19 protein-coding genes are annotated in these 18,944 nt (G+C 69.8%); 4 read left to right on the forward strand and 15 right to left on the reverse strand.

Annotated elements, in window-relative coordinates; translation table 11 throughout:
• Positions 1 to 60 precede the first annotated feature (60 nt).
• From PVT71_RS06000 to PVT71_RS06015, 4 genes are read right to left on the reverse strand one after another with little or no spacing between them, the layout of a single operon-like run.
• Positions 61 to 999, reverse strand: coding sequence for an esterase-like activity of phytase family protein (locus PVT71_RS06000; protein ID WP_353473589.1), 939 nt, complete (start codon positions 997 to 999; stop codon positions 61 to 63).
• Positions 972 to 1,910 carry a penicillin-insensitive murein endopeptidase gene (gene mepA / locus PVT71_RS06005; protein ID WP_353473590.1) on the reverse strand — a complete coding sequence of 313 codons (939 nt, stop codon included), beginning with the start codon at positions 1,908 to 1,910 and terminating at the stop codon, positions 972 to 974. Before mepA ends, PVT71_RS06000 begins: the two co-directional genes overlap by 28 nt.
• Positions 1,907 to 3,325 (reverse strand): MFS transporter, encoded by a 1,419-nt coding sequence (locus PVT71_RS06010; protein WP_353473591.1) that lies wholly within the window; start codon positions 3,323 to 3,325, stop codon positions 1,907 to 1,909. Before PVT71_RS06010 ends, mepA begins: the two co-directional genes overlap by 4 nt.
• Before the next feature lie 13 nt (positions 3,326 to 3,338).
• Positions 3,339 to 3,956 (reverse strand): acyl-CoA thioesterase, encoded by a 618-nt coding sequence (locus tag PVT71_RS06015; protein WP_353473592.1) that lies wholly within the window; start codon positions 3,954 to 3,956, stop codon positions 3,339 to 3,341.
• Between the two features lie 132 nt (positions 3,957 to 4,088).
• On the opposite strand from PVT71_RS06015, the gene PVT71_RS06020 reads away from it, so the two are divergent.
• Entirely contained in the window at positions 4,089 to 4,382 is a 294-nt protein-coding gene (locus PVT71_RS06020) for a YggT family protein (RefSeq protein ID WP_353473593.1), read from the forward strand.
• Positions 4,383 to 4,560: 178 nt separating this feature from the next.
• On the opposite strand, the gene PVT71_RS06025 is transcribed toward PVT71_RS06020, so the two are convergent.
• The 3 genes from PVT71_RS06025 to PVT71_RS06035 form a co-directional block, all read right to left on the reverse strand.
• Positions 4,561 to 5,490, reverse strand: a complete 930-nt coding sequence (locus PVT71_RS06025; RefSeq protein WP_353473594.1) for an N-carbamoyl-D-amino-acid hydrolase — start codon at positions 5,488 to 5,490, stop codon at positions 4,561 to 4,563.
• An 11-nt stretch (positions 5,491 to 5,501) separates the two neighbouring features.
• Complete coding sequence (locus PVT71_RS06030; RefSeq protein ID WP_353473595.1) at positions 5,502 to 6,737, reverse strand: diaminopropionate ammonia-lyase; 1,236 nt, start codon at positions 6,735 to 6,737, stop codon at positions 5,502 to 5,504.
• Between the two features lie 149 nt (positions 6,738 to 6,886).
• Positions 6,887 to 7,777: a LysR substrate-binding domain-containing protein gene (locus tag PVT71_RS06035; protein ID WP_353473596.1), complete on the reverse strand. Its 891-nt coding sequence runs from the start codon at positions 7,775 to 7,777 to the stop codon at positions 6,887 to 6,889.
• Positions 7,778 to 7,903: 126 nt separating this feature from the next.
• Here PVT71_RS06035 and PVT71_RS06040 point away from each other — a divergent pair, with 126 nt between their 5' ends.
• The gene (locus PVT71_RS06040; protein ID WP_353473597.1) at positions 7,904 to 9,124 is read left to right on the forward strand and encodes an acyl-CoA dehydrogenase; all 1,221 of its coding nucleotides are present in this window, start codon (positions 7,904 to 7,906) and stop codon (positions 9,122 to 9,124) included.
• The gene (locus tag PVT71_RS06045; protein ID WP_353473598.1) at positions 9,124 to 10,245 is read left to right on the forward strand and encodes a CaiB/BaiF CoA-transferase family protein; all 1,122 of its coding nucleotides are present in this window, start codon (positions 9,124 to 9,126) and stop codon (positions 10,243 to 10,245) included. Before PVT71_RS06040 ends, PVT71_RS06045 begins: the two co-directional genes overlap by 1 nt.
• A 21-nt stretch (positions 10,246 to 10,266) precedes the next feature.
• Here the strand turns inward: PVT71_RS06045 and PVT71_RS06050 are convergent, their stop codons facing one another.
• The 6 genes from PVT71_RS06050 to argH all read right to left on the reverse strand — a co-directional run bounded on the left by PVT71_RS06050 (position 10,267) and on the right by argH (position 16,445).
• On the reverse strand, positions 10,267 to 12,885 hold the full coding sequence (locus tag PVT71_RS06050; protein WP_353473599.1) for a TIGR02302 family protein: 2,619 nt from the start codon (positions 12,883 to 12,885) through the stop codon (positions 10,267 to 10,269).
• A 62-nt stretch (positions 12,886 to 12,947) separates the two neighbouring features.
• Positions 12,948 to 14,213 (reverse strand): diaminopimelate decarboxylase, encoded by a 1,266-nt coding sequence (gene lysA, locus PVT71_RS06055; protein WP_353473600.1) that lies wholly within the window; start codon positions 14,211 to 14,213, stop codon positions 12,948 to 12,950.
• A gap of 100 nt (positions 14,214 to 14,313) precedes the next feature.
• Complete coding sequence (locus PVT71_RS06060) at positions 14,314 to 14,625, reverse strand: DUF2834 domain-containing protein (protein ID WP_353473602.1); 312 nt, start codon at positions 14,623 to 14,625, stop codon at positions 14,314 to 14,316.
• The gene (locus PVT71_RS06065; protein WP_353473603.1) at positions 14,622 to 14,777 is read right to left on the reverse strand and encodes an argininosuccinate lyase; all 156 of its coding nucleotides are present in this window, start codon (positions 14,775 to 14,777) and stop codon (positions 14,622 to 14,624) included. Before PVT71_RS06065 ends, PVT71_RS06060 begins: the two co-directional genes overlap by 4 nt.
• Before the next feature lie 100 nt (positions 14,778 to 14,877).
• Complete coding sequence (locus tag PVT71_RS06070) at positions 14,878 to 15,057, reverse strand: hypothetical protein (RefSeq protein WP_353473604.1); 180 nt, start codon at positions 15,055 to 15,057, stop codon at positions 14,878 to 14,880.
• The gene (argH, locus tag PVT71_RS06075) at positions 15,054 to 16,445 is read right to left on the reverse strand and encodes an argininosuccinate lyase (protein WP_353473605.1); all 1,392 of its coding nucleotides are present in this window, start codon (positions 16,443 to 16,445) and stop codon (positions 15,054 to 15,056) included. The genes PVT71_RS06070 and argH overlap by 4 nt, the downstream gene beginning before the upstream one ends.
• 22 nt (positions 16,446 to 16,467) lie before the next feature.
• Here argH and PVT71_RS06080 point away from each other — a divergent pair, with 22 nt between their 5' ends.
• A complete protein-coding gene (locus PVT71_RS06080) occupies positions 16,468 to 17,028 on the forward strand; it encodes a TlpA disulfide reductase family protein (RefSeq protein WP_353473606.1) in 561 nt (186 codons plus the stop codon).
• A gap of 202 nt (positions 17,029 to 17,230) precedes the next feature.
• Here PVT71_RS06080 and PVT71_RS06085 read toward each other — a convergent pair whose 3' ends face one another.
• The gene (locus PVT71_RS06085; protein ID WP_353473607.1) at positions 17,231 to 17,773 is read right to left on the reverse strand and encodes a hypothetical protein; all 543 of its coding nucleotides are present in this window, start codon (positions 17,771 to 17,773) and stop codon (positions 17,231 to 17,233) included.
• 221 nt (positions 17,774 to 17,994) lie between these two features.
• Positions 17,995 to 18,930: an extensin family protein gene (locus tag PVT71_RS06090; protein ID WP_353473608.1), complete on the reverse strand. Its 936-nt coding sequence runs from the start codon at positions 18,928 to 18,930 to the stop codon at positions 17,995 to 17,997.
• Between the last annotated feature and the right edge of the window lie 14 nt (positions 18,931 to 18,944).

The following is an 18,944-nucleotide window of genomic DNA, read 5'->3' on the forward strand; positions in this document are numbered from 1 at the left end:
GACCCGTTTTAGCAAGGTGGCGGGGAACTTGGCCCGCCTGCCGGGCGGACGGACGGGTCCTTACTGGCTGAGCCCGTGCAGATCAAGCGATTCCGGCACGTCGTATTCGACGAACTGGGTCTTCTGGAAGAACTTGAAGTTGTCGTCCGAGATCATCGTCAGCCGCAGCCGACCCGGGGACGAGCGCCAGACCGCGATGCCCTCGAGGTTGTCGTGCTGCAGCGGGCGGCTCTCGAACAGGGTCTGCTCGTTCGAGATCCTGTCGTCGGTGATGTCGAAGCGCCGCACCCGGCTGCGGAAGGCGTAGCCGGTGAACTCGCGCTCGAGCAGGTAGAAGCGCCCGTCGGGCCCGATGTCGGCGCCGACCGCGAGGAAGCCGCCGCGCCGGGGCAGGTCGAAGACGTGGCTCCAGTTTCCGTCCTCGAGCCGCCAGACCGGGAAGGGGCGGGTGAGCCGGCCGGAGCGCTCGGGCAGGGTCAGCAGCCGTCCCTGCGCATCGATGGCGAGCGCCTCCATCCCCGAGTTGCCCTCGAGGCTGCGGTAGAAGGGGCCCCTCGGCAGCACGGTGGCGGGCAGGTCGTAGCGCTCGGAGGCGTGGATGCGCGGCGGGCCCTCGAAGGAGACGTAGAGCCGCCCGTCGGGTCCGATGGCGAGCCCCTCGGCATCGTCGATCTCGGGGTCGATCCGGCTGCCGGTCTCGTCGAGCAGCTTTTCCACCGGCGTGGACTCGAGCCCGGTGATGCGGCTGTCCTCGCGCTCGAAACTGCCCATGACGATGCTGCCGCGATCGCTGATCGCGGTGAACTGCTGCCCGTCGTCGCTGACCTCGAGCCCGGAGAAGCCGCCGAAGCGGTCGTGCGAATTGCTCCAGGTGTAGGTGCCGACGTAGCGCACGCCGGGCGGCCCGTCGGGCGTGTCGGCGCAGGCCGACATCGCCAGCAGGCTCGCCAGTCCGGCGATGCGGGCCGCGCTCAGCGCGCGGCGAGAACGGAAGCGCATTGGGCCGGAAGGTCACCCATCACCAGTTCGCGCTTGGGTGTCGGGGTCACCTTGGGCGCGTTCGGGTCGGGTTTCGGAGGGTTGAGGATGTTGTTCACCCAGGCCTGCGCATCGGCGCAGCCGTCGCCGGCGGGCGGCGGGTCCTGGTTGACGCAGGAGGCATCGCCGCGCGGGCAGTTCAGGCGCACGTGGAAATGGTAGTGGTGCCCGTACCAGGGACGGATCTTGCGCAGCCAGGAGCGGTCGCCGGTCTCGTCCTTGCACATCTGCACCTTGGCGCCGGGGAAGACGAAGATGCGCGCGACGCGCGGGTCCTGCGCCGCGGCCTTGAGCAGCGCGTGGTGCTGCGGCGTCCACTTGTCGTTGACGTAGGCGCCCGCGGCGCGCTGCATCGAGATCGACGAGAGGTCCTCGCGCTGCTGGCGCGTCAGGTGCAGGTTGTCGGTGGGGCGCATCCAGATGTCGGCGTCGAGCCCCATCTGGTGGCTGGCATGGCCGGTCACCATCGGCCCGCCGCGCGGCTGGCTCATGTCGCCGACGTAGATGCCGTTCCAGCCGGGCAGCTGCGCCGCCTTGCGCGAGAGGTCCTCGAGGAAGCCGACCAGCTCGGGGTGGCCCCAGTTGCGGTTGCGCGACAGGCGCATCGCCTGCCAGGTCGGCCCGGTCTCGGGCAGCTGCTGCGCGCCGGCGACGCAGCCCTTGGCATAGGAGCCGAAGGCGGCGGGGGTCAGCTGCGCCGGCACGCTCTGCGCGCCGAAGAGCTGCTTGGCGTTCTTCGTCGAGATCACGCCGGTGACCTTGGGCAGCTCGGCGGTGCTGGTGGCGCGCGGGGCCGGGCGGTCGTCGCTGCAGGCGGCGAGGCCCAGGGCAAGCGCGGAGGCCAGGGTGAGGGTCGTCAGGGTGCGGATCATTCTGCTCGATCTCCGTCTGGTTTCACCCAGAGTAACAGACCGAGCCCCACGACGAAAAGCAGGATCAGCGGCGTGACGCCGATCCGCTGCGATCCGCTCAGCAGGGTGGCAGCGCCGATGAGCAGCGGCGCAAGGAACGAGGTCGCCTTGCCGGAAAGCGCGTAGAGCCCGAAGGCCTCGGTCATCCGCGCCGGGTCGGCCTGGCGCACCATCATGCTGCGCGAGGCCGATTGCAGCACGCCGCCGCCGGCACCGATGAGCACGCCGAAGAGATAGAAGGCGAGGTCCGGCAGCTTCGATCCCTCGGGGACCGGCAGGCCGAAGACGCTCTGCCGGTCGACCAGCACGATGGCGAGGGCGACCAGCGCCAGCAGCACGATCATCGCCACGATCACCGGCTTCGGGCCGAGCTTCGTGTCGGCCTTGCCGCCGAGCCAGGCGAAGAGCGCGCCCGAGACGATGGCGAGAATGCCGAAGACCCCGGTGTCGACCACCGACCAGCCGAGCACGCCCGCCGCGTAGATGCCGCCGAAGGCATACATGCCGTTGAGCGCGTCGCGGTAGAACATCGACGCGGCGAGATAGGCGAAAAGCGACGGGCGGCGGGGCAGGCGGCGCAGCGTGTCCTTGAGCTGCGCGAGGCCGCGGCGCAGCGCGCCCCTCGGCGCGGCCACGGGTTTCGGCTCCTTCACCCAGAGGAAGAACGGGATCATGAAGACCGCGTACCAGAGCGCGGTGAGCGGGCCGACGGCGCGGGTGCCCTCGCGCTGGGCGGCGTCGAGGCCGAGCACCGGGTCGAGCCCGAGCAGGGTCTTGCCGGTCGCCGCGCTCTCGGCGAAGAGCGCCAGCATCAGCGCCAGCGAGATCAGCCCGCCGACGTAGCCGAAGGCCCAGCCGTTGCCCGAGATGCGGCCGATCTCCTCGCGCGGGCCGAGGTCCGGCAGCATGGCATTGGTGAAGATCGTGGCGAACTCCATGCCGACGAGGCCGAGCGCGAAGAAGAACAGCGTGGCGGCAAGGTTGAACGCGCCGGGCGCCGCGAACCAGAGCATCGCCGAGCCGAGCACGTAGAGCACCGAGAAGAGCCAGATCCAGCGCATCCGGTGGCCGCCGCTGTCGGCCATGGCGCCGAGCACCGGGGCGAGGATCGCGATGACCAGCCCCGCCGCGCCGATGCCGAAGCCCCAGGCCGCCTGCGCGGCGCTGCCGTCACCCATCAGCTCCTTCACGTAGGGCGCGAAGATGAAGGTGATCAGCAGCGTGTTGTAGGGCTGGCTGGCCCAGTCGAAGAAGAACCAGCCCCAGATGCGCCTGCGCAAGCTCCTGTTCGTCGTCATGCCCTGTCCTGCCTGCACTGTCCTGCCCTGTCCCTGGCCGTTTGCGGCGATAGAACAGGGGCGGCGGCGCCAAGGCAAGGCCGCGCCGGGCTCAGGCGGCGTTTTCGCCGGCGCGGAGGTCGGCGGGCTCCGCCACCGCGGGCGCGGCGGCGGCGGGCAGGGGCGCCGGCACCGGCTCCTGCATCGGCGGCCAGGGGCGCTGGGTCTCGCTCTCGATCCAGGTCCCGACCCAGTCCGGCAGCGGCGGCGAGACGGTGTCCCCGCCGAGCAGGCCCATCACCCGCCCGGGCGCGATCATCCCCGCGCCGGAGGTGACGGCGGTGCGGAACACCGCGTGGCTGGCGCACTCCCCGTCCGATTTCCACATGCTCTGCTCGATGTAGAGGAACCGCGCGTCCCAGCCGATCAGCCGGCTGTGCATCTCGATCCGGTCGAAGAGCTTCACCCGCTTGCGGTAGCGCACCATGGTCCCGGCGATGGCAAAGCCCCAGCGCTCGCGCTTGAGCAGGGCGAGCAGGCCGCTGCGCCGGGCCATCGGCATGCGCCCGAGATCGTAGAGCGTCAGCACCCGGCCGTTGTTGAGCTCGGCGAACATGTCGAGATCCCAGGGCCAGCAGACGTGGCGCGTCACGCTGGTCTCGCCCGGCTCGAGCGGCAGGGCGTTGCGGACGAGGAACAATTCCTTGGCGAGGCGCAGAAACGGGTACATGGGCGCTCCTTTCGGAGGGCAAAAGGGTCGCAGGGTGACGCCTGCGTCAACCGCGACCTTGCGGCACTCTTGAGCTTTGCGCCGCGGCTGCCTAGGTCTTGGGACGGTTTCATTCACAAAGGGCGCACCCGCATGCAATCGCTGTTCCAGATCCTGATGCTGATCCTCGACGTGGTCTGGTTCATCATCATCGCGCATGTGATCATGAGCTGGCTGATCAACTTCCAGGTGCTGAACCTGCGCCAGCCGCTGGTCGCGCAGATCTGGGACGGGCTGAACCGCCTGCTCGAGCCGATCTATTCCACCATCCGCCGGGTGCTGCCGCCGATGGGCGGGCTCGACCTCGCGCCGCTGGTCACGCTGATCGCGGTCTACGCGATCCGCATCATCCTGCAGAATAACGCCGGGCTCTTCCTTAGCTACTGAGAAAGAGGGGGCTCCGCCCGCCGGAGGAAGTGGGGGCTCCGCCCGCCGGCAGTAAGTGGGGGCTCCGCCCCCGAGGCGCTGCGCGCCTCTCCCCCGGGATATTTGAGACAAGTGGAAGCGGGGGACGGGGCGCGTCCTCCGCTTCTTCTCTTTTCAAATACGCCCTTTCGGAGCGGCCTCACTCGGCGGCGCGGCGCCGGGTCTTGGGCGCGGTGATCGGCAGGTAGTCCAGCGGCTCGCGGTGCTCTTCGAAGTTGAAGACATTGGCGCGGATCTCGGCGCAGCGGTCGAGGTCGACCTCGGCGCAGATCACCTCGTCGCCCGATGTGCTGGCCTTGGCGACGATCTCGCCGGTGGGCGCGACGATGATCGAGCCGCCGATCAGCACCGAGCCCTCCTCGAGCCCGGCCTTGGCCACGGCGACGCCCCAGGTGCCGTTCTGGTAGCAGCCCGCCATGACCGAGAGCTCGTTGTGGAAATACTGCAGGTGGTCGTGCTCGGGCGCCGGGGCGAAATGGATCGGGGTGTTGTAGCCGAGGCAGACCAGCTCGGCGCCGCCGAGGCCGAGCACGCGCCAGGTCTCCGGCCAGCGGCGGTCATTGCAGATGCACATGCCGAGCTTGCCGCCCAACATGTCGAACACCGGCCAGCCGAGGTCGCCCTTCTCGAAATAGCGCTTCTCGAGGTGCTGGAAGGGGCGCCACTCCTCGTTCTCCCAGTGCCCGGGCAGGTGGATCTTGCGGTACTTGCCGGCGATCTCGCCGTCGGGGCCGACGAGGATCGCCGTGTTGTAGTGGTGCCCATCGGGGGTGAGCTCGGCATAACCGAGGTGGAAGCCGATCTCGAGCTCCCTTGCCAGCGCGAAGAGCGGCGCGGTGGCGTCGTTCGGCATCTCGGTCTCGAACCACTGGTCGAGCCCGGGGCCGGCCTCGATGAACCAGCGCGGGAAGAAGGTGGTGAGCGCAAGTTCGGGGAAGACCACGAGCGAGGCGCCGCGCGCCTTGGCGTCCCGCATCATCGCGCAGAGGCGGGCGACGGCGGAGCTGCGCGGCTCGTCCTTCGCGATGGGGCCGAGCTGGGCGGCGGCGACGGTGAACTTGCGGCTCATGGCGGATCCTTTCAGGGGGTTGATCTGATCTGGGAGGCGGGCGCGCCGACGAGCTCTTCGTAGAGCCCGGGGTCGGTGTCGCCCTCGGTGCCGAAGGTGAGGATGCGGGAGGCCTCGTCGAGGCCGAGCAGCGCGCGCGCCTCGGGGTCGGCCATGGCAAGGCGCAGCCCGGCGACGCCGGCGACGGCGGACTCGCCCGCGACCAGCGCGGGATCGCCGCCTGTGGGGAAGGCGAGGCGGCGCATGGCGGCGACGGCGGCGGCATCGGACAGCGCGATCACCGCGTCGCCGTGGTCCTGCAGGATTTCCCAGGCGAGGGCCGAGACCTCGCCGCAGGCAAGCCCGGCCATCAGCGTGCCGAGATCGCCGTGCACCGCGGTGCGCGTGCCGGTCCGGTAGGAGGCGAGGAAGCAGGCCGCCTGGTCGGGATCGCAGAGGATGATCCTCGGGCGGTTCGCGCCGTAGCGGCGCACCGCCTGCGCGGTCACCGCCGCGGCCATGCCGCCGACGCCGGTCTGCAGGAAGATGTGGGTGGGCGGCTGGTCCAGCGCATCCAGCGCCTCGGCCGCCATCAGCTCGTAGCCCTGCATCACGTCGCGCGGCACGTCCATGTAGCCGGGGTAGGAGGTGTCGGAGACCACGAACCAGCCTTGCGCCGTCGCCACCTCCTGCGCCGCGCGCACCGAGTCGTCGTAGTTGCCTGGGGTGCGGCGGACCTCGGCGCCGTAGGCCTCGATCGCCGCCTTGCGGCCCTCGGAGACGGTGGCATGGATGAAGATCACGCAGGCGCAGCCGAAGCTCTGTGCGCCCCAGGCGACCGAGCGGCCGTGGTTGCCGTCGGTGGCGCAGCAGACGGTGATCCCCGCCGCCTCGGGGATCGCGCGGGAGGTGATCTCGGACATGTCCACGGCGCGGCCGAGCCGGGTGGAGAGTTCCTTCTGCAGCAGCCGCGCCACGGCATAGGCGCCGCCGAGCGCCTTGAAACTGCCGAGGCCGAAACGACTGCCCTCGTCCTTGTAGTGCAGGCTGGCGACGCCGGTCTCGGCGGCCAGCGCCGGCAGCGCGGCGAGCGGCGTCTCGGCATGACCGGGCCAGCCGCGGATTGTCTCGGCCGCGGCGGCGAAGCCCGCGTCGCTGAGGATGGCGTCCTGGCCTTCGGTCCATTGCGTGCCGGGCACGGCCTGCGCGTTCAGGCAAAGCGTGAAGGCGGCATCGGTGCCTTCGTTTCGGGTGAGTTCCTCGGCCATGCTGTCCTTCCGGTGGTCTGCGGTACTGAAGAAGAAAGTTCGGACTCTTGCAAAGGTCCGCGGGGCGGTCACGCGCCCCAGGAGGAGCCTGTGCTGAATATTCGGGCAGCTCAAGCCGCGTGGCGGCTGCACCGGGGAGGGCGTGCGCCTCAGGCGGCGATCTCGCGCAGCAGCCAGTCGCGGAAGGCGGCCACCCCGGCGTTGCCGGCGCTGCGCTCGGGCAGGATCAGCGCGTAGCTCTCGCCGCTGGCGAAGCGGCGCTGGGCGGCGAGGGTGAGCCTGCCGCTGGCGAGCGCCGGGCGGGCGATGATCTCGGGGACGATGCCGACGCCGAGCCCGGCCATGGCGGCGTCGAGGATCATGTCGAAATGGTCGAAGCGGGCGCCGCGCAGGATGCGGCGGGCGTCGGTGTCGCGGCCCCTGAACCAGTCGAGCCAGAGCGTCGGGCGGGTGGATTGCTGCAGGAGGGGCAGCTCGAGCAGCGCTGCGTCCGAGAGCTCGGCGCGGCCCGAGAGCAGCGCCGGGGCGGCGACCACCACCATCTCCTCGCGGGCGACGGTCTCGGCGGTGGTGCCGGGGGTTTCATGCTGGCTGCGCATAAGCGCGAGGTCGAAGGGATCGCGGGCGAACTCCACCGGCTGCAGCCGCGCGGTGAGGTCGAGCGTGATGCCGGGGGCGGCGCGGGCAAAGCTCGGCAGGCGCGGGATCAGCCATGTGCGGGCAAAGCTCGGCAGCACGGCGAGGCGCAGCACGGTCGATTGCCCGCCGAAGGCCATCACCCCCATTGCCGCGCCGTCGAGCTCGCCCAGCACCTTCTCGGCCTGCAGCAGAAAGGCCTGCCCCGCCGGGGACAGCACCAGCCTTTGCCGCACGCGCAGGAAGAGCGCGACGCCGAGCCGGTCCTCGAGCGCCGCGAGCGAGCGCGAGATGGCGCTCTGCGTGAGGTTCAGGCTTTCGGCGGCCATGGTCGTGGTGCCGCGCCGGGCGCAGGCGACGAAGGCCTCGAGCTCGCCGACGCTGGGCATGTAGGGTTTGCGCATCCGGGTCTCCTTGGATGCGCAGACTATGAGTTTTTGTCATGACATGAGCAAATCAAATCGTTTTTCACCGGGCCGCGCGGGCGCTAGTCTCCGCGCCGAATACACCCTTCCCCGGAGGAGCCTCCCATGACCGACCTGTCCCATCTCAAGCCCAAGGAACGCCCCGAGCTGGCCTCGTTCGCCTGGGAGGACCCGCTGCTGTTCGGGGAGCAGCTCGAGGAAGAGGAGCGGATGATCCGCGACGCGGCCCATGCCTTCGCTCAGGACAAGCTGCTGCCGCGCGTCGAGCACGCCTATCTCGACGAGCACACCGACCCGGAGATCTTCCGCGAGATGGGCGCGCTCGGCCTGCTCGGCTCGACCATCCCCGAGGCCTACGGCGGCATCGGCGCGGGTTACGTGGCTTACGGGCTCGTCGCGCGCGAGGTGGAGCGGGTGGACAGCGGTTATCGCTCGATGATGTCGGTGCAGTCCTCGCTCGTGATGTACCCGATCTATGCCTACGGCTCGGAAGAGCAGCGCATGAAGTACCTGCCGAAGCTGGCCAGCGGCGAGTGGATCGGCTGCTTCGGCCTGACCGAGCCTGACGCGGGCTCGGACCCGGCGGGGATGAAGACCCGCGCGGTGAAGACCGAGGGCGGCTACGTGCTGAAGGGGTCCAAGATGTGGATCTCGAACGCGCCGATCGCCGATGTCTTCGTGGTCTGGGCCAAGTCCGAGGCGCATGGCGGCAAGATCCGCGGCTTCGTGCTGGAAAAGGGCATGAAGGGCCTCAGCGCGCCGAAGATCGGCGGCAAGCTGTCGCTGCGGGCGAGCATCACCGGCGAGATCGTCATGGATGACGTCGAGGTCGGCGAGGAGGCGCTGCTGCCCAATGTCGAGGGGCTGAAGGGGCCGTTCGGCTGCCTCAACCGCGCGCGTTACGGCATCGCCTGGGGCGTCATGGGCGCCGCCGAGTTCTGCTGGCACCAGGCGCGCCAGTATGGCCTCGACCGCAAGCAGTTCGGCAAGCCGCTGGCCGGCACGCAGCTCTTCCAGAAGAAGCTCGCCGACATGCAGACCGAGATCGCGCTGGGGCTGCAGGCCTGCCTGCGCACCGGCCGCCTGATGGACGAGGGCCGCGCCGCGCCCGAGATGGTCTCGCTGATCAAGCGCAACAACTGCGGCAAGGCGCTGGATATCGCGCGCATGGCCCGCGACATGCACGGCGGCAACGGCATCCAGATCGAATACGGCGTGATGCGCCACGCGGCCAACCTCGAGACGGTGAACACCTACGAGGGCACCCATGACGTGCACGCGCTGATCCTCGGGCGGGCACAGACCGGCATCCAGGCGTTCTTCTGATGCAACTGCCTCCCCAGTTGCCCCCCATGCACGGGGTGCGCGTGATCGAGCTTGCGCGCATCCTCGCCGGGCCCTGGGCCGGGCAGGTGCTGGCCGACCTCGGGGCCGAGGTGATCAAGGTCGAGGCGCCCGAGGGCGACGACACCCGTCGCTGGGGCCCGCCGTTCATCGAGCGCGAGGGCGACCGGTCTGCCGCCTATTTCCACGCCACGAACCGGGGCAAGCGCTCGGTGGTCGCGGATTTCCGCACCGCCGAGGGGCAGGCGCTGGTGCGCGAGCTGGTGGCGGATGCCGACGTGGTGATCGAGAACTTCAAGCTCGGCGGCCTGCGCAAGTACGGGCTCGACTACGAGAGCCTGCGCGAGGTGAACCCCCGGCTGGTCTATTGCTCGATCACCGGCTTCGGGCAGGACGGTCCCTATGCCGAGCGGGCGGGGTATGACTTCCTGATCCAGGGCATGGCGGGCTGGATGGACCTGACCGGCAGCCCGGACGGCGAGCCGCAGAAGGTCGGCGTCGCCTTTGCCGACATCTTCACCGGGCTCTACTCGGTGATCGGCATCCAGGCGGCGCTGGCCGCGCGCGAGCGCACCGGGCGGGGACAACTGGTCGACATGGCGCTGCTCGACTGCGCCGTCGGCGTGCTGGCCAACCAGGGGATGAACTTCCTCGCCACCGGCCGCGCGCCGCGCCGGCTGGGCAATGCGCATCCCAACATCGCGCCCTACGAGGTACTGCCGACCGGGTCGGGCGACCTGATCCTTGCCGTGGGCAATGACGGGCAGTTCGCCCGGCTCTGCGACGTGCTGGGGCTGACGCTGGCCGAGGATGCGCGCTTTGCCACCAATGAGGCGCGGGTGGCGCATCGCGAGCTGCTGCGCCCCGCGCTGGTCGAGGCGCTGGCAAAGTGGGGCCGGGCCGAGCTGCTGGCGGCTCTGGAAAAGGCCACGGTGCCCGCCGGGCCGATCAACTCGGTCGACCAGGTCTTCGAAAACCCGCAGGTGATCGCGCGCGGGATGCGGATCGAGGGAGATGGTGTGCCGGGCATCCGCACGCCCATCCGCCTGTCGGAGACGCCGCTCGCCCCGGCGCGGCCCTCGCCCAAGCTCGGGCAGGGCTGAGGTCCCAGGCGCTGGAGCGGGTCAGAACCGCTCCAGCAGCCTTTCCAGATAGTCGAGTTCTTCCTGCGGACGTTCGCCCTCGCCGGTGCGGCGGCGGATCTCGTCGAGCAGCTCGCGGGCGCGGCGGTAGACGTCCTCGCCCTGCAGCATGGTCTCGTCGGTGCCGAGCTGGCCGTTGCTGCCGGCGTTGCGGCCGAGCGGGTCGCGCTGCTGGCCGGGATCGCCGCCCTGCGCCATGCCCTGCTGGCCTTGACCCTGCTGCTGTTGCTGCTGCGCAAGCGCCTCGCCGAGGTTGCGCATGCCCTCGCGCAGCGCCTCCATGGCCTGCGACTGCTGGTCGAGCGCCTCGGCGAAATCGTCCTGCCGCAGCGCCTCCTCGGCCCCGTCCATCGCCTCGTCAGCGCGGCGCAGTGCGTCGCGCGCGGCCTCGCCGGCCTCGGTGCCCGCGCCGGGCAGGTTCTGGCGCTGGCGGTTCAGCTCGTCGCGCAGCGCCTGCTGGCGGTCGGCGAGGTTTTCCTCGAGCGTGCCGCCGTCGCCCTGCTGGCCGCCGCCCTGACCCTGGCCCTGCGCCTGGCCATCGCCCTGTCCGGGCTGGTCGCCGGGCTGGCCCTCGCCGGACTGGCCCTGCTGTTGACCTTGCTGGCCCTGTTGCCCCTGCTGGCCCTGCTGGCCCTGCTGGCCGGGGTTGAACTGGTCCTGCAGCTGGCGGAAGGCCTCGTCCGACAGGCCCTGCTGGTTGCGCAGCGTCTCGCCGAGCCCCTCCATCGCCTGCTCGCCGGGGGTCTGGCCCTGACCGGGCTGGCCCTGGGTGACCTGCATGTTCTCCATCATCTGCTGCAGCTGGCGCAGGGCTTCCTGCGCCTCGGCCATGCGGCCCTGCTCCATCAGCTCCTGGATGCGGTCCATCATCCGTTGCAGGTCGTTCTGGCTCAGCTCGATCATGTTCTGATCCTGGGCCATCTGCTGCTGGTCCTGGTCGGGGTTCTGCTGGGCCTGCCGCGAGAGCTGCCGCAGGTAGTCGTCGGTCGCCTCGCGCAGCTCCTGCATCAGCTCGGCGATCTCCTGGTCGGTGGCGCCGTTCTTCATCGCCTCGTTGAGCCGGTCCTGCGCGCGCTGCAGCCGTTCCAGCGCGCTCGAAAGATCGCCCTCCTCGAGCAGCAGCGCCAGATCCCAGAGCGCGGTGGCGATCTCGTCCTGCTGCTCGGCGCTCATGCCGTTGGCCATGAACTCCTCGAGCCGGCGCTGGATGGTGCGCAGCCGCAGGTAGGGCACGGCCGAGCGGAAGATGTCGTCGGGCTTGTAGCTGACGGCGCGCAGGATCTGCGCCACGTCGCCGGAATTGTCGCGGCTCCAGAGCAGCGCGCGGCGCTGCTCGATCAGCGCGGCGGCGAGCGGGTCGAAGAAGCGGCGGCCGGGCAGGGTGATGACCTGCGCCTCGGCAGCGCCGGTCTGGCCCGCCTCGTCGGCGACCTCGAGCGAGATGCGCACCGGCAGGTTGGCCCAGGGGTGCTGCGAGAAATTCTCGATCAGCGTCTCGGTGAACTCGGTGCGGCTGCCGGCGATCGGCATGGGCAGCGGCAGCTCGATCGCGTCGCGCGGCTCGGGCTCGGGGGCAAGCCCGTATCGGCGGTCGACCTCGTCGAGCGCCAGCTCGATGCGCGCGGTGCCCGAGACGACGCCGTAATCGTCGGTGGCGGCATAGGGGATCTGCGCGTCGCCCTCGTAGCTCGATTCGATCTCGCCCTGTTGCGACACGGTGGGGCGGCTGTCGGGGATCACGGCGATCTGCCACGCGCGGCCGCCGGGGCCGTCGATGGCGATCTGGCCGGATTGCGTGACCTCGAATTCCTGCGCGGTCTCGGCCGGGGTCTGCGGGTCCTGCGCCGGGTCGGGCGCGCGGCCCGAGACGGTCTCGGTCACGTCGAGCGCGCCGACCTCGCCGTAGAGCCGGAGGGTGATGCGCGCGCCCTCGGGCACGTCGAGCGAGGCGGCGGTGATGTCGTTGAGGTAGACCGACGGCAGGCGGGTGTAGGCGGGCGGCTCCATCCAGCCTTCCCATGTCGGGCCGGAGGCAAGGCCATCGCCCGAGGGGCCCATGGCGGTGACCGAGCGGATCTGCAGCACCGAGCCGAAGATCAGCGCGACGAAGAGCGCCAGCAGGGCGACGTAGCGCAGGGCATAGGGATCTGCGCGGGCGACGCGCAGGTCGGGGCGCACCGTGCGCGCCTCGAGCATCCGCGCGCGCATCCGCTGCTGGTGCGCCTTCCACAGCGCCTGCGAGCCGGGGTCCGTGGCGCCGATGGCGGGAGTGTCGAGCGCGGCGAGGATCGGGCTTCCGCGCAGGGTGGAGTCGAGCCGCAGCATCGCCTCCTCGCGGCGCGGCCAGCGCATCCGCCGGATGCCGCGCCAGAGCGCCCAGCAGGTGCCGCCGAGCGCGAGGACAGCGGCGGCCCAGACCCATTCCACGTCCACGAGATCCTGCAGGCCGAGCATCAGCGCGGCCAGCGTCACGAAGATGACCGACCAGAGCGGCCAGAAGGCGCGCACGAGCCGTTCCACCGCCATGCCCCAGAGGGTCAGGCGGATCTGCCATCTCACCGGCTTCAGGATCTCTGCGGGCGCGCGGTCCCTTGAGGCCATCGGTGTCTCCTGAGGTCTCTCCTGCGGTCCGGCGGCCGCAGGGGCCCGTCAGGGACGGGTGCTTACAGCCACTCGGGGAGCGTATCGCGGTTTATGATTTCCTCAAAGCTCGGTCTCCGGCGAATGACAGCGAATTGATCTCCATTCACCAGAACTTCGGGCACGAGTGCCCGCGTATTGTACTCCGAGGACATGACCGCGCCATAGGCGCCGGCCGAGCGGAAGGCGACCAGCTCGCCGGGGGCGACGGGCGGCATCTCGCGGCCGCGGGCGAAGGTGTCGCCGGTCTCGCAGACCGGGCCGACCACGTCATAGGTCCGCTGCTCGGTCGCCGCGGCGGGCTCGATGACCGGCACGATGTCGTGGTGCGCGTCGTACATCGCCGGGCGGATCAGGTCGTTCATCGCGGCGTCGAGGATGAGGAAATCACGCCCCTCGCCGTGCTTGAGGTAGATCACCTCCGACACGAGGATGCCGGCGTTGCCGACGATCAGCCGGCCCGGCTCGATCTCGATCTCGCAGCCGAGGTGGCCGAGCTCCTCGCGGACCATCTGGCCGTAGTCGGTGGGCAGCGGCGGCGCCTCGTTGCTGCGGGTGTAGGGAATGCCGAGCCCGCCGCCGAGGTCGAGCCGCTCGATCGTGTGGCCGTCGACGCGCAGCGCGTGGGTGAGATCGGCGACCTTGCGATACGCCAGCCGGAAGGGCTCGAGGTCGGTCAGCTGCGAGCCGATGTGCACGTCGATGCCGACCACCTTCAGCCCGGGCAGGGCGGCGGCGCGGGCATAGACCTCGCGGGCGCGGGCGATCGGGATGCCGAACTTGTTCTCGGACTTGCCGGTGGCGATCTTGGCGTGGGTCTTGGCGTCGACGTCGGGGTTCACGCGGATGGTCACCGGGGCGATGACGCCGAGGGTGACGGCAACCTCCGAGATCACCTCCATCTCGGGCTCGCTCTCGATGTTGAACTGGCGGATGCCGCCCTCGAGCGCGGTGCGGATCTCGGCGCGGGTCTTGCCAACGCCCGAGAAGACGATGCGCTCGCCCGGCACGCCGGCGGCCTTGGCGCGGGCGTATTCCCCGCCCGAGACCACGTCCATGCCGGCCCCGGCCTTGGCGAGGGTCTTGAGGATTGCCTGGTTCGAGGCGGCCTTCATCGCGTAGCAGACGAGGTGCGGGCCCCAGCTCAGGGCCTCGTCAAAGAGCAGGAAGTGCCGCAGCAGGGTCGCGGTGGAATAGACGTAGACCGGGCTGCCGACCTGCGAGACGATCTCGGGGACGGGCACGTCCTCGGCGTGGAGAATGCCGTTGCGATAGAGGAAATGGTCCATGTCGGTCCCCGGTAAACTGCTGCCGCCTTAGGGCTTCAGCGCGGAGATAAAGGATAACCCGTGGGAAGGGAACAGGCTCGCGCGCGGCCGTGGCCGCCCGCTAGACGGGGCGCGAGCGGATCCAGAGATAGAGCGGAAGCCCGCAGCCGACGCCGATGAGGAACGTCGCCGGGATCGCCAGCAGCGCCGCCCAGTTGCGGCGCACGGTGACCTCGGCGAGGATCCAGAGCGTCAGGGTGATGGCCGAGATCAGCAGGTCCCAGCCCAGCCCGGCCACCGCGCCGTTGGCCTGCCACGCGGCGAAGAGCCCGGACAGCGACCAGCCGTTCGCGGAAAGCCAGCCAAGCATGTGGACCATCGGGTGCACAGCGCCCCAGAGCGCCAGCGCCAGCCACAGGTGGCGCAGGCTCATGGATAGGCGACGCCCATCTTCACGGTGCCATGGACGCTGACACCGGGCTCGCGCGCGGTGTCCTTGGGTTCGGGGCGCGTGGGCACGCCGTCGGCGCCGCAGGCGGCGAGCATGGCGACAAGGCCGAGGGCCAGTGCGCTGCGGATGATCATGGGTGTTCCTCGCGGTCCTTCCTCGCCCGGGGCAGCCTTGGCGGCCCGGGCGGGGTCACTTTCGCTCAGGAAGGGACGCGCGGCAAGTCGGTGGCGCGGCTCAGGTGCCGACGCCGACATGGACGGGGCCGCGTCCGGCCGAGACGCCCACCGAGGGGTGGACGCCGCCGGGGCCGACCGAGACGCCGGTATGCACCCTCGGGCCGCGCGTGTTGGGATCCTCGCAGGCAGCGAGCAGCATCGTCACGGCGATCAGGGCAAGTCCGGCGAGTCGATTCATCCGAGGATTTCCTTCCATCGGGCCACCTGCTCGCGCACGCGGGCCGGGGCGGTTCCACCATAGCTCATTCGACTTGCGACCGAGTTATGCACGCCCAGCACGTCGAAGATACCCTCGGAGATTGCATCGTTGACCGACTTCATCTCCTCAAGCGAAAGATCGCTCAGGTCGCAGCCCTTTTTTTCAGCCATGGCGACAAGCGCGCCGGTGACGTGGTGGGCATCGCGGAACGGCAGGCCGGTCTCGCGCACCAGCCAGTCGGCAAGATCGGTCGCGGTGGAGAAGCCCGAGGCGGCGGCGGTCTCGAGGTTGGCGACGTTGGCGGTCATGTCCTTGACCATGCCCTCCATCGCGGCCAGCGCCAACATCAGGTTGTCGGCGGCGTCGAAGACCTGTTCCTTGTCTTCCTGCATGTCCTTGGAATAGGCCAGCGGCAGACCCTTCATCACCATCATGAGCGCGACGTTGGCACCGAAGATGCGGCCGATCTTGGCGCGGATCAGCTCGGCGGCGTCGGGGTTCTTCTTCTGCGGCATGATCGACGAGCCGGTCGAGAAACGGTCCGACAGGGTCACGAAGCGGAACTGCGCGGAGGACCAGATCACCAGCTCCTCGGCGAAGCGCGACAGGTGCATGGCGCAGATCGAGGCGGCGGCGAGGAATTCCAGCGCGAAGTCGCGGTCCGAGACGGCGTCGAGCGAGTTGGCCATCGGCCGGTCGAAGCCGAGCGCCTCGGCGGTCATCTGGCGGTCGATCGGGAAGCCGGTGCCGGCCAGCGCCGCGGCGCCGAGCGGGGATTCGTTCATCCGCTTGCGCGCGTCGCGCATCCGCGACAGGTCGCGGGCGAACATCTCGACATAGGCCATCATGTGGTGGCCCCAGGTGACCGGCTGCGCGGTCTGCAGGTGGGTGAAGCCGGGCATCACCCAGTCGGCCCCGGCGGCGGCCTGGCCGAGCAGCGCCTTCATCAGCGCGAGGATCCCGCCCTCGGCCGCGTCGAACTGGTCGCGCACCCAGAGCCGGAAGTCGGTCGCCACCTGGTCGTTGCGCGAGCGCGCGGTGTGCAGCCGGCCAGCCGGGTCGCCGATGATTTGTTTCAGTCGCGCCTCGACGTTCATGTGGATGTCCTCGAGAGCCGTCGAGAACTCGAAGTCACCCGCCTGGATCTCTGACAAGACCGTGAGCAGACCTTCCCGGATGGCCTCGGCGTCGCTACTGTCCACGATGCCTGTGGCGGCGAGCATGGCCGCATGGGCCCTCGAGCCGGCAATATCCTGCGCTGCCAGCCGCTTGTCGAAGCTGATCGAGGCGTTGATCGCCTCCATGATGGCATCGGGTCCAGCGGCGAAACGGCCGCCCCACATCTGGTTCGAGGTCTTGTCCGACATGTCCTGCCTTTCCGGAGGGAAGATGAAAAAACTGGCCTTGGCGATCCTCTATACCGCCGGTGTTGCGCTTGCAAATCCGGCGCTGGCCGATGTGGAGGCCGCAAGCGCCCTCAGGGAAGGCGAGATGAAGAAGCTTGTCTTCCATGCCGAGCCCAAGCCCGTCGGCACCGCCGGCTTCGTCGACTTCGACGGCGGCGACAAGGCGCTTTCCGATCTTCAGGGCAAGTGGGCGCTGGTGAATTTCTGGGCCACATGGTGCGCGCCCTGCCGCGAGGAGATGCCGGCGCTCTCCGCGCTGCAGGCGGACATGGGCGGTGCGGGCTTCGAGGTGGTGACCATTGCCACCGGGCGCAACCCTCCGCCCGCGATGACCACCTTCTTCGAGGAGATCGGCGTGGACAACCTGCCGCTCTACCGCGATCCGAAATCCGAGCTCGCGCGGCAGATGGCAGTGCTCGGCCTGCCGGTCACCGTGCTGATCAACCCCGAGGGGCAGGAGGTCGCGCGGATCACCGGCGACGTGGACTGGTCCTCCGAGAATGCCCGGGCGGTGCTTGCCGCGGCGATCGGCGACGAGGGCTGAGAGCGGCCCGCCCGGCTTCCGGGATGAAATGACGGCGAAATAAAACAGGGCGGGATATTTCCCGCCCTGTGTCACTGGTTACCACGTGAAGACGACTCGTTACGCTACAACTCGCTCAAAGACAGGGTTCGAGCGGCAACCGTTCCGTCACTGCGCAGTCCGTCCGGTTACCGGGAAATTCTCGTAAAAATTCGTTAAGCGTTTATTGAAGTGCCAGCGAAACCCGGTGGACGCGCGAGCGGTCCCCGTTCTGCAGGTCGTGCCGCCAGCTTTCGCGGGGGGCGCCGATCTCGTCGAGCCTCGTGCCGCCGGTGGCGAGCAGCCCCCCGAGACCCCATTCCTTCCACGACAGACCGGCGTCGGTCTTGCTCGTCTCGCGGATGCGCAGCTCGCGGCTGCCGTCGGCGTGGACGATCTCGTATTCGCATTCGCCGAGCGTGCGGGTGCAGCTGAACGGCTCGAACCGGGTCACGTCGCCCTGCGCCGAAACGCTCAGCAGCACCTCGCCGCGGGCATCGGTGTAGTAGCGTCCGGCGTAGAGCGCGTCGCCCGTCGCGCCGTCGTAGAGGTCGAAGCGGTAGAGGCCCTGCACCTCGCCCCGGGCAAGGTGGCTGACCACGTGGCCCTGGTCATCCTCCATGACGAGCAGCGAGCCGGGCGAGAAACGCGCGGTCTCCATCGCGATGTCGGCATGCAGCGGCGCGGACGACAGCGCCGCAAGGATGGCAGTGAAAAACAGACGCATGGCAGTGCGCTCCCTTTCGTGGGCCCCCCGGCCCGCGATTCAAAGGTGACGCCAATTCATGGAATAATCAAATTGATGCCGCATATTCGCCCAGATATGCCCGGCTTTTCGCGACAGTCGCGAATTGGAAATCGGGACTGTTTCCGAAGCCATCGGGAATCCGCCGCGAATCGAATTTCCGGCCCGCAAAGGCGTGCCACGAAATCGACACGTTGTCCCGCTCAGCGGCAGTAGCTGCCGGAACGGTAGCGGGCGGTGTCGAGGTGCAGGTGGTCCTTGTGGAAGGAGTCGGACTCGGGGCCGAGCACCGTGCCGAAGGGTCCGCAGGCGCCGCTGTGAAGCTTGCGCAGGATGCGGCCGTCGGAGCCCGAGCCCCAGTCCTTCAGCACCGAGATCTCGCTGCCGTCCTTCAGGCCGATGGCGGCGATGTCGATGGCGCGGCCGCGGCCGTGCTCGCTGATCTTGGCGCCGGCCTGGTTGTTGCGCCCGCGGCAGGCGTAGCTTCCGGCCACGCGCAGGCTGGCCACGCCGCCGCCGGTCGCGCCGACCGCGGGGACCACGGTCTTGTCGACCCAGGACTTGAGCGCGCGGGCGGTGGTGCAGTCGATCGTCGCGCGCGTGCTGAGCGCGAGGCCGGAGACCGAGCGCAGCTTGATCGCGTCGTCGAGCCCGCAGCCCGAGACGCGCCCGGGCACGCTGCCGATCACCGTGCCCTGCAGGTCGGGGTCGCCGCAGACGGCGCCGCGGGTGCGCTCGCGGCGGATGGCGAGCGCCTTCTCGACCACGTCGCGGCTGCGCGGGCTCGGGCGGAGCGACATCGGGATGGCAAGCGGCGAGCGGGCGGCGAAGGCGAGCCGCATGGCGATGTCGCGGGCGGCCCGTTCGGGGACGAAGGCCGGGACGTCGGCGGGCGGCTCCTGCGCCCCGGTGTCTCCGAGCGTCGCCTCGAGCGCGCCCGGGCGCGCCTTCGGCCGCTCGAGCGTGCCGCTTTCCGCCGCGGTGACGGGCGGGGTCGCGGAGGCGGGGGCCTCGGTCGTGGATGTGTCGGGGGCGGAGGTCTCGGCGGTGGAAGCGCCAGCGCCTTCGCGCGCCACGGGGCGCAGCGAGGCATCCGGCGCGGTTTCGGGCGCGGCGGCCAGCGACGATGCCAGAAGCATCGTTGCCACCAGTG

Source organism: Salipiger sp. H15, from assembly GCF_040409955.1.
In the GTDB taxonomy this organism is placed as follows: Bacteria; Pseudomonadota; Alphaproteobacteria; order Rhodobacterales; family Rhodobacteraceae; genus Salipiger.

Excerpts from the sequence above, each read along its gene's own strand:
- PVT71_RS06000 (WP_353473589.1), bottom strand. The coding sequence starts at position 999 with ATGCGCTTCCGTTCTCGCCGCGCGCTGAGCGCGGCCCGCATCGCCGGA.
- mepA (WP_353473590.1), bottom strand. The coding sequence starts at position 1,910 with ATGATCCGCACCCTGACGACCCTCACCCTGGCCTCCGCGCTTGCCCTG.
- PVT71_RS06015 (WP_353473592.1), bottom strand. The coding sequence starts at position 3,956 with ATGTACCCGTTTCTGCGCCTCGCCAAGGAATTGTTCCTCGTCCGCAAC.
- PVT71_RS06020 (WP_353473593.1), top strand. The coding sequence starts at position 4,089 with ATGCAATCGCTGTTCCAGATCCTGATGCTGATCCTCGACGTGGTCTGG.
- PVT71_RS06025 (WP_353473594.1), bottom strand. The coding sequence starts at position 5,490 with ATGAGCCGCAAGTTCACCGTCGCCGCCGCCCAGCTCGGCCCCATCGCG.
- PVT71_RS06030 (WP_353473595.1), bottom strand. The coding sequence starts at position 6,737 with ATGGCCGAGGAACTCACCCGAAACGAAGGCACCGATGCCGCCTTCACG.
- PVT71_RS06035 (WP_353473596.1), bottom strand. The coding sequence starts at position 7,777 with ATGCGCAAACCCTACATGCCCAGCGTCGGCGAGCTCGAGGCCTTCGTC.
- PVT71_RS06040 (WP_353473597.1), top strand. The coding sequence starts at position 7,904 with ATGACCGACCTGTCCCATCTCAAGCCCAAGGAACGCCCCGAGCTGGCC.
- PVT71_RS06045 (WP_353473598.1), top strand. The coding sequence starts at position 9,124 with ATGCAACTGCCTCCCCAGTTGCCCCCCATGCACGGGGTGCGCGTGATC.
- PVT71_RS06050 (WP_353473599.1), bottom strand. The coding sequence starts at position 12,885 with ATGGCCTCAAGGGACCGCGCGCCCGCAGAGATCCTGAAGCCGGTGAGA.
- lysA (WP_353473600.1), bottom strand. The coding sequence starts at position 14,213 with ATGGACCATTTCCTCTATCGCAACGGCATTCTCCACGCCGAGGACGTG.
- PVT71_RS06060 (WP_353473602.1), bottom strand. The coding sequence starts at position 14,625 with ATGAGCCTGCGCCACCTGTGGCTGGCGCTGGCGCTCTGGGGCGCTGTG.
- PVT71_RS06065 (WP_353473603.1), bottom strand. The coding sequence starts at position 14,777 with ATGATCATCCGCAGCGCACTGGCCCTCGGCCTTGTCGCCATGCTCGCC.
- PVT71_RS06070 (WP_353473604.1), bottom strand. The coding sequence starts at position 15,057 with ATGAATCGACTCGCCGGACTTGCCCTGATCGCCGTGACGATGCTGCTC.
- argH (WP_353473605.1), bottom strand. The coding sequence starts at position 16,445 with ATGTCGGACAAGACCTCGAACCAGATGTGGGGCGGCCGTTTCGCCGCT.
- PVT71_RS06080 (WP_353473606.1), top strand. The coding sequence starts at position 16,468 with ATGAAAAAACTGGCCTTGGCGATCCTCTATACCGCCGGTGTTGCGCTT.
- PVT71_RS06085 (WP_353473607.1), bottom strand. The coding sequence starts at position 17,773 with ATGCGTCTGTTTTTCACTGCCATCCTTGCGGCGCTGTCGTCCGCGCCG.
- PVT71_RS06090 (WP_353473608.1), bottom strand. The coding sequence starts at position 18,930 with ATGCTTCTGGCATCGTCGCTGGCCGCCGCGCCCGAAACCGCGCCGGAT.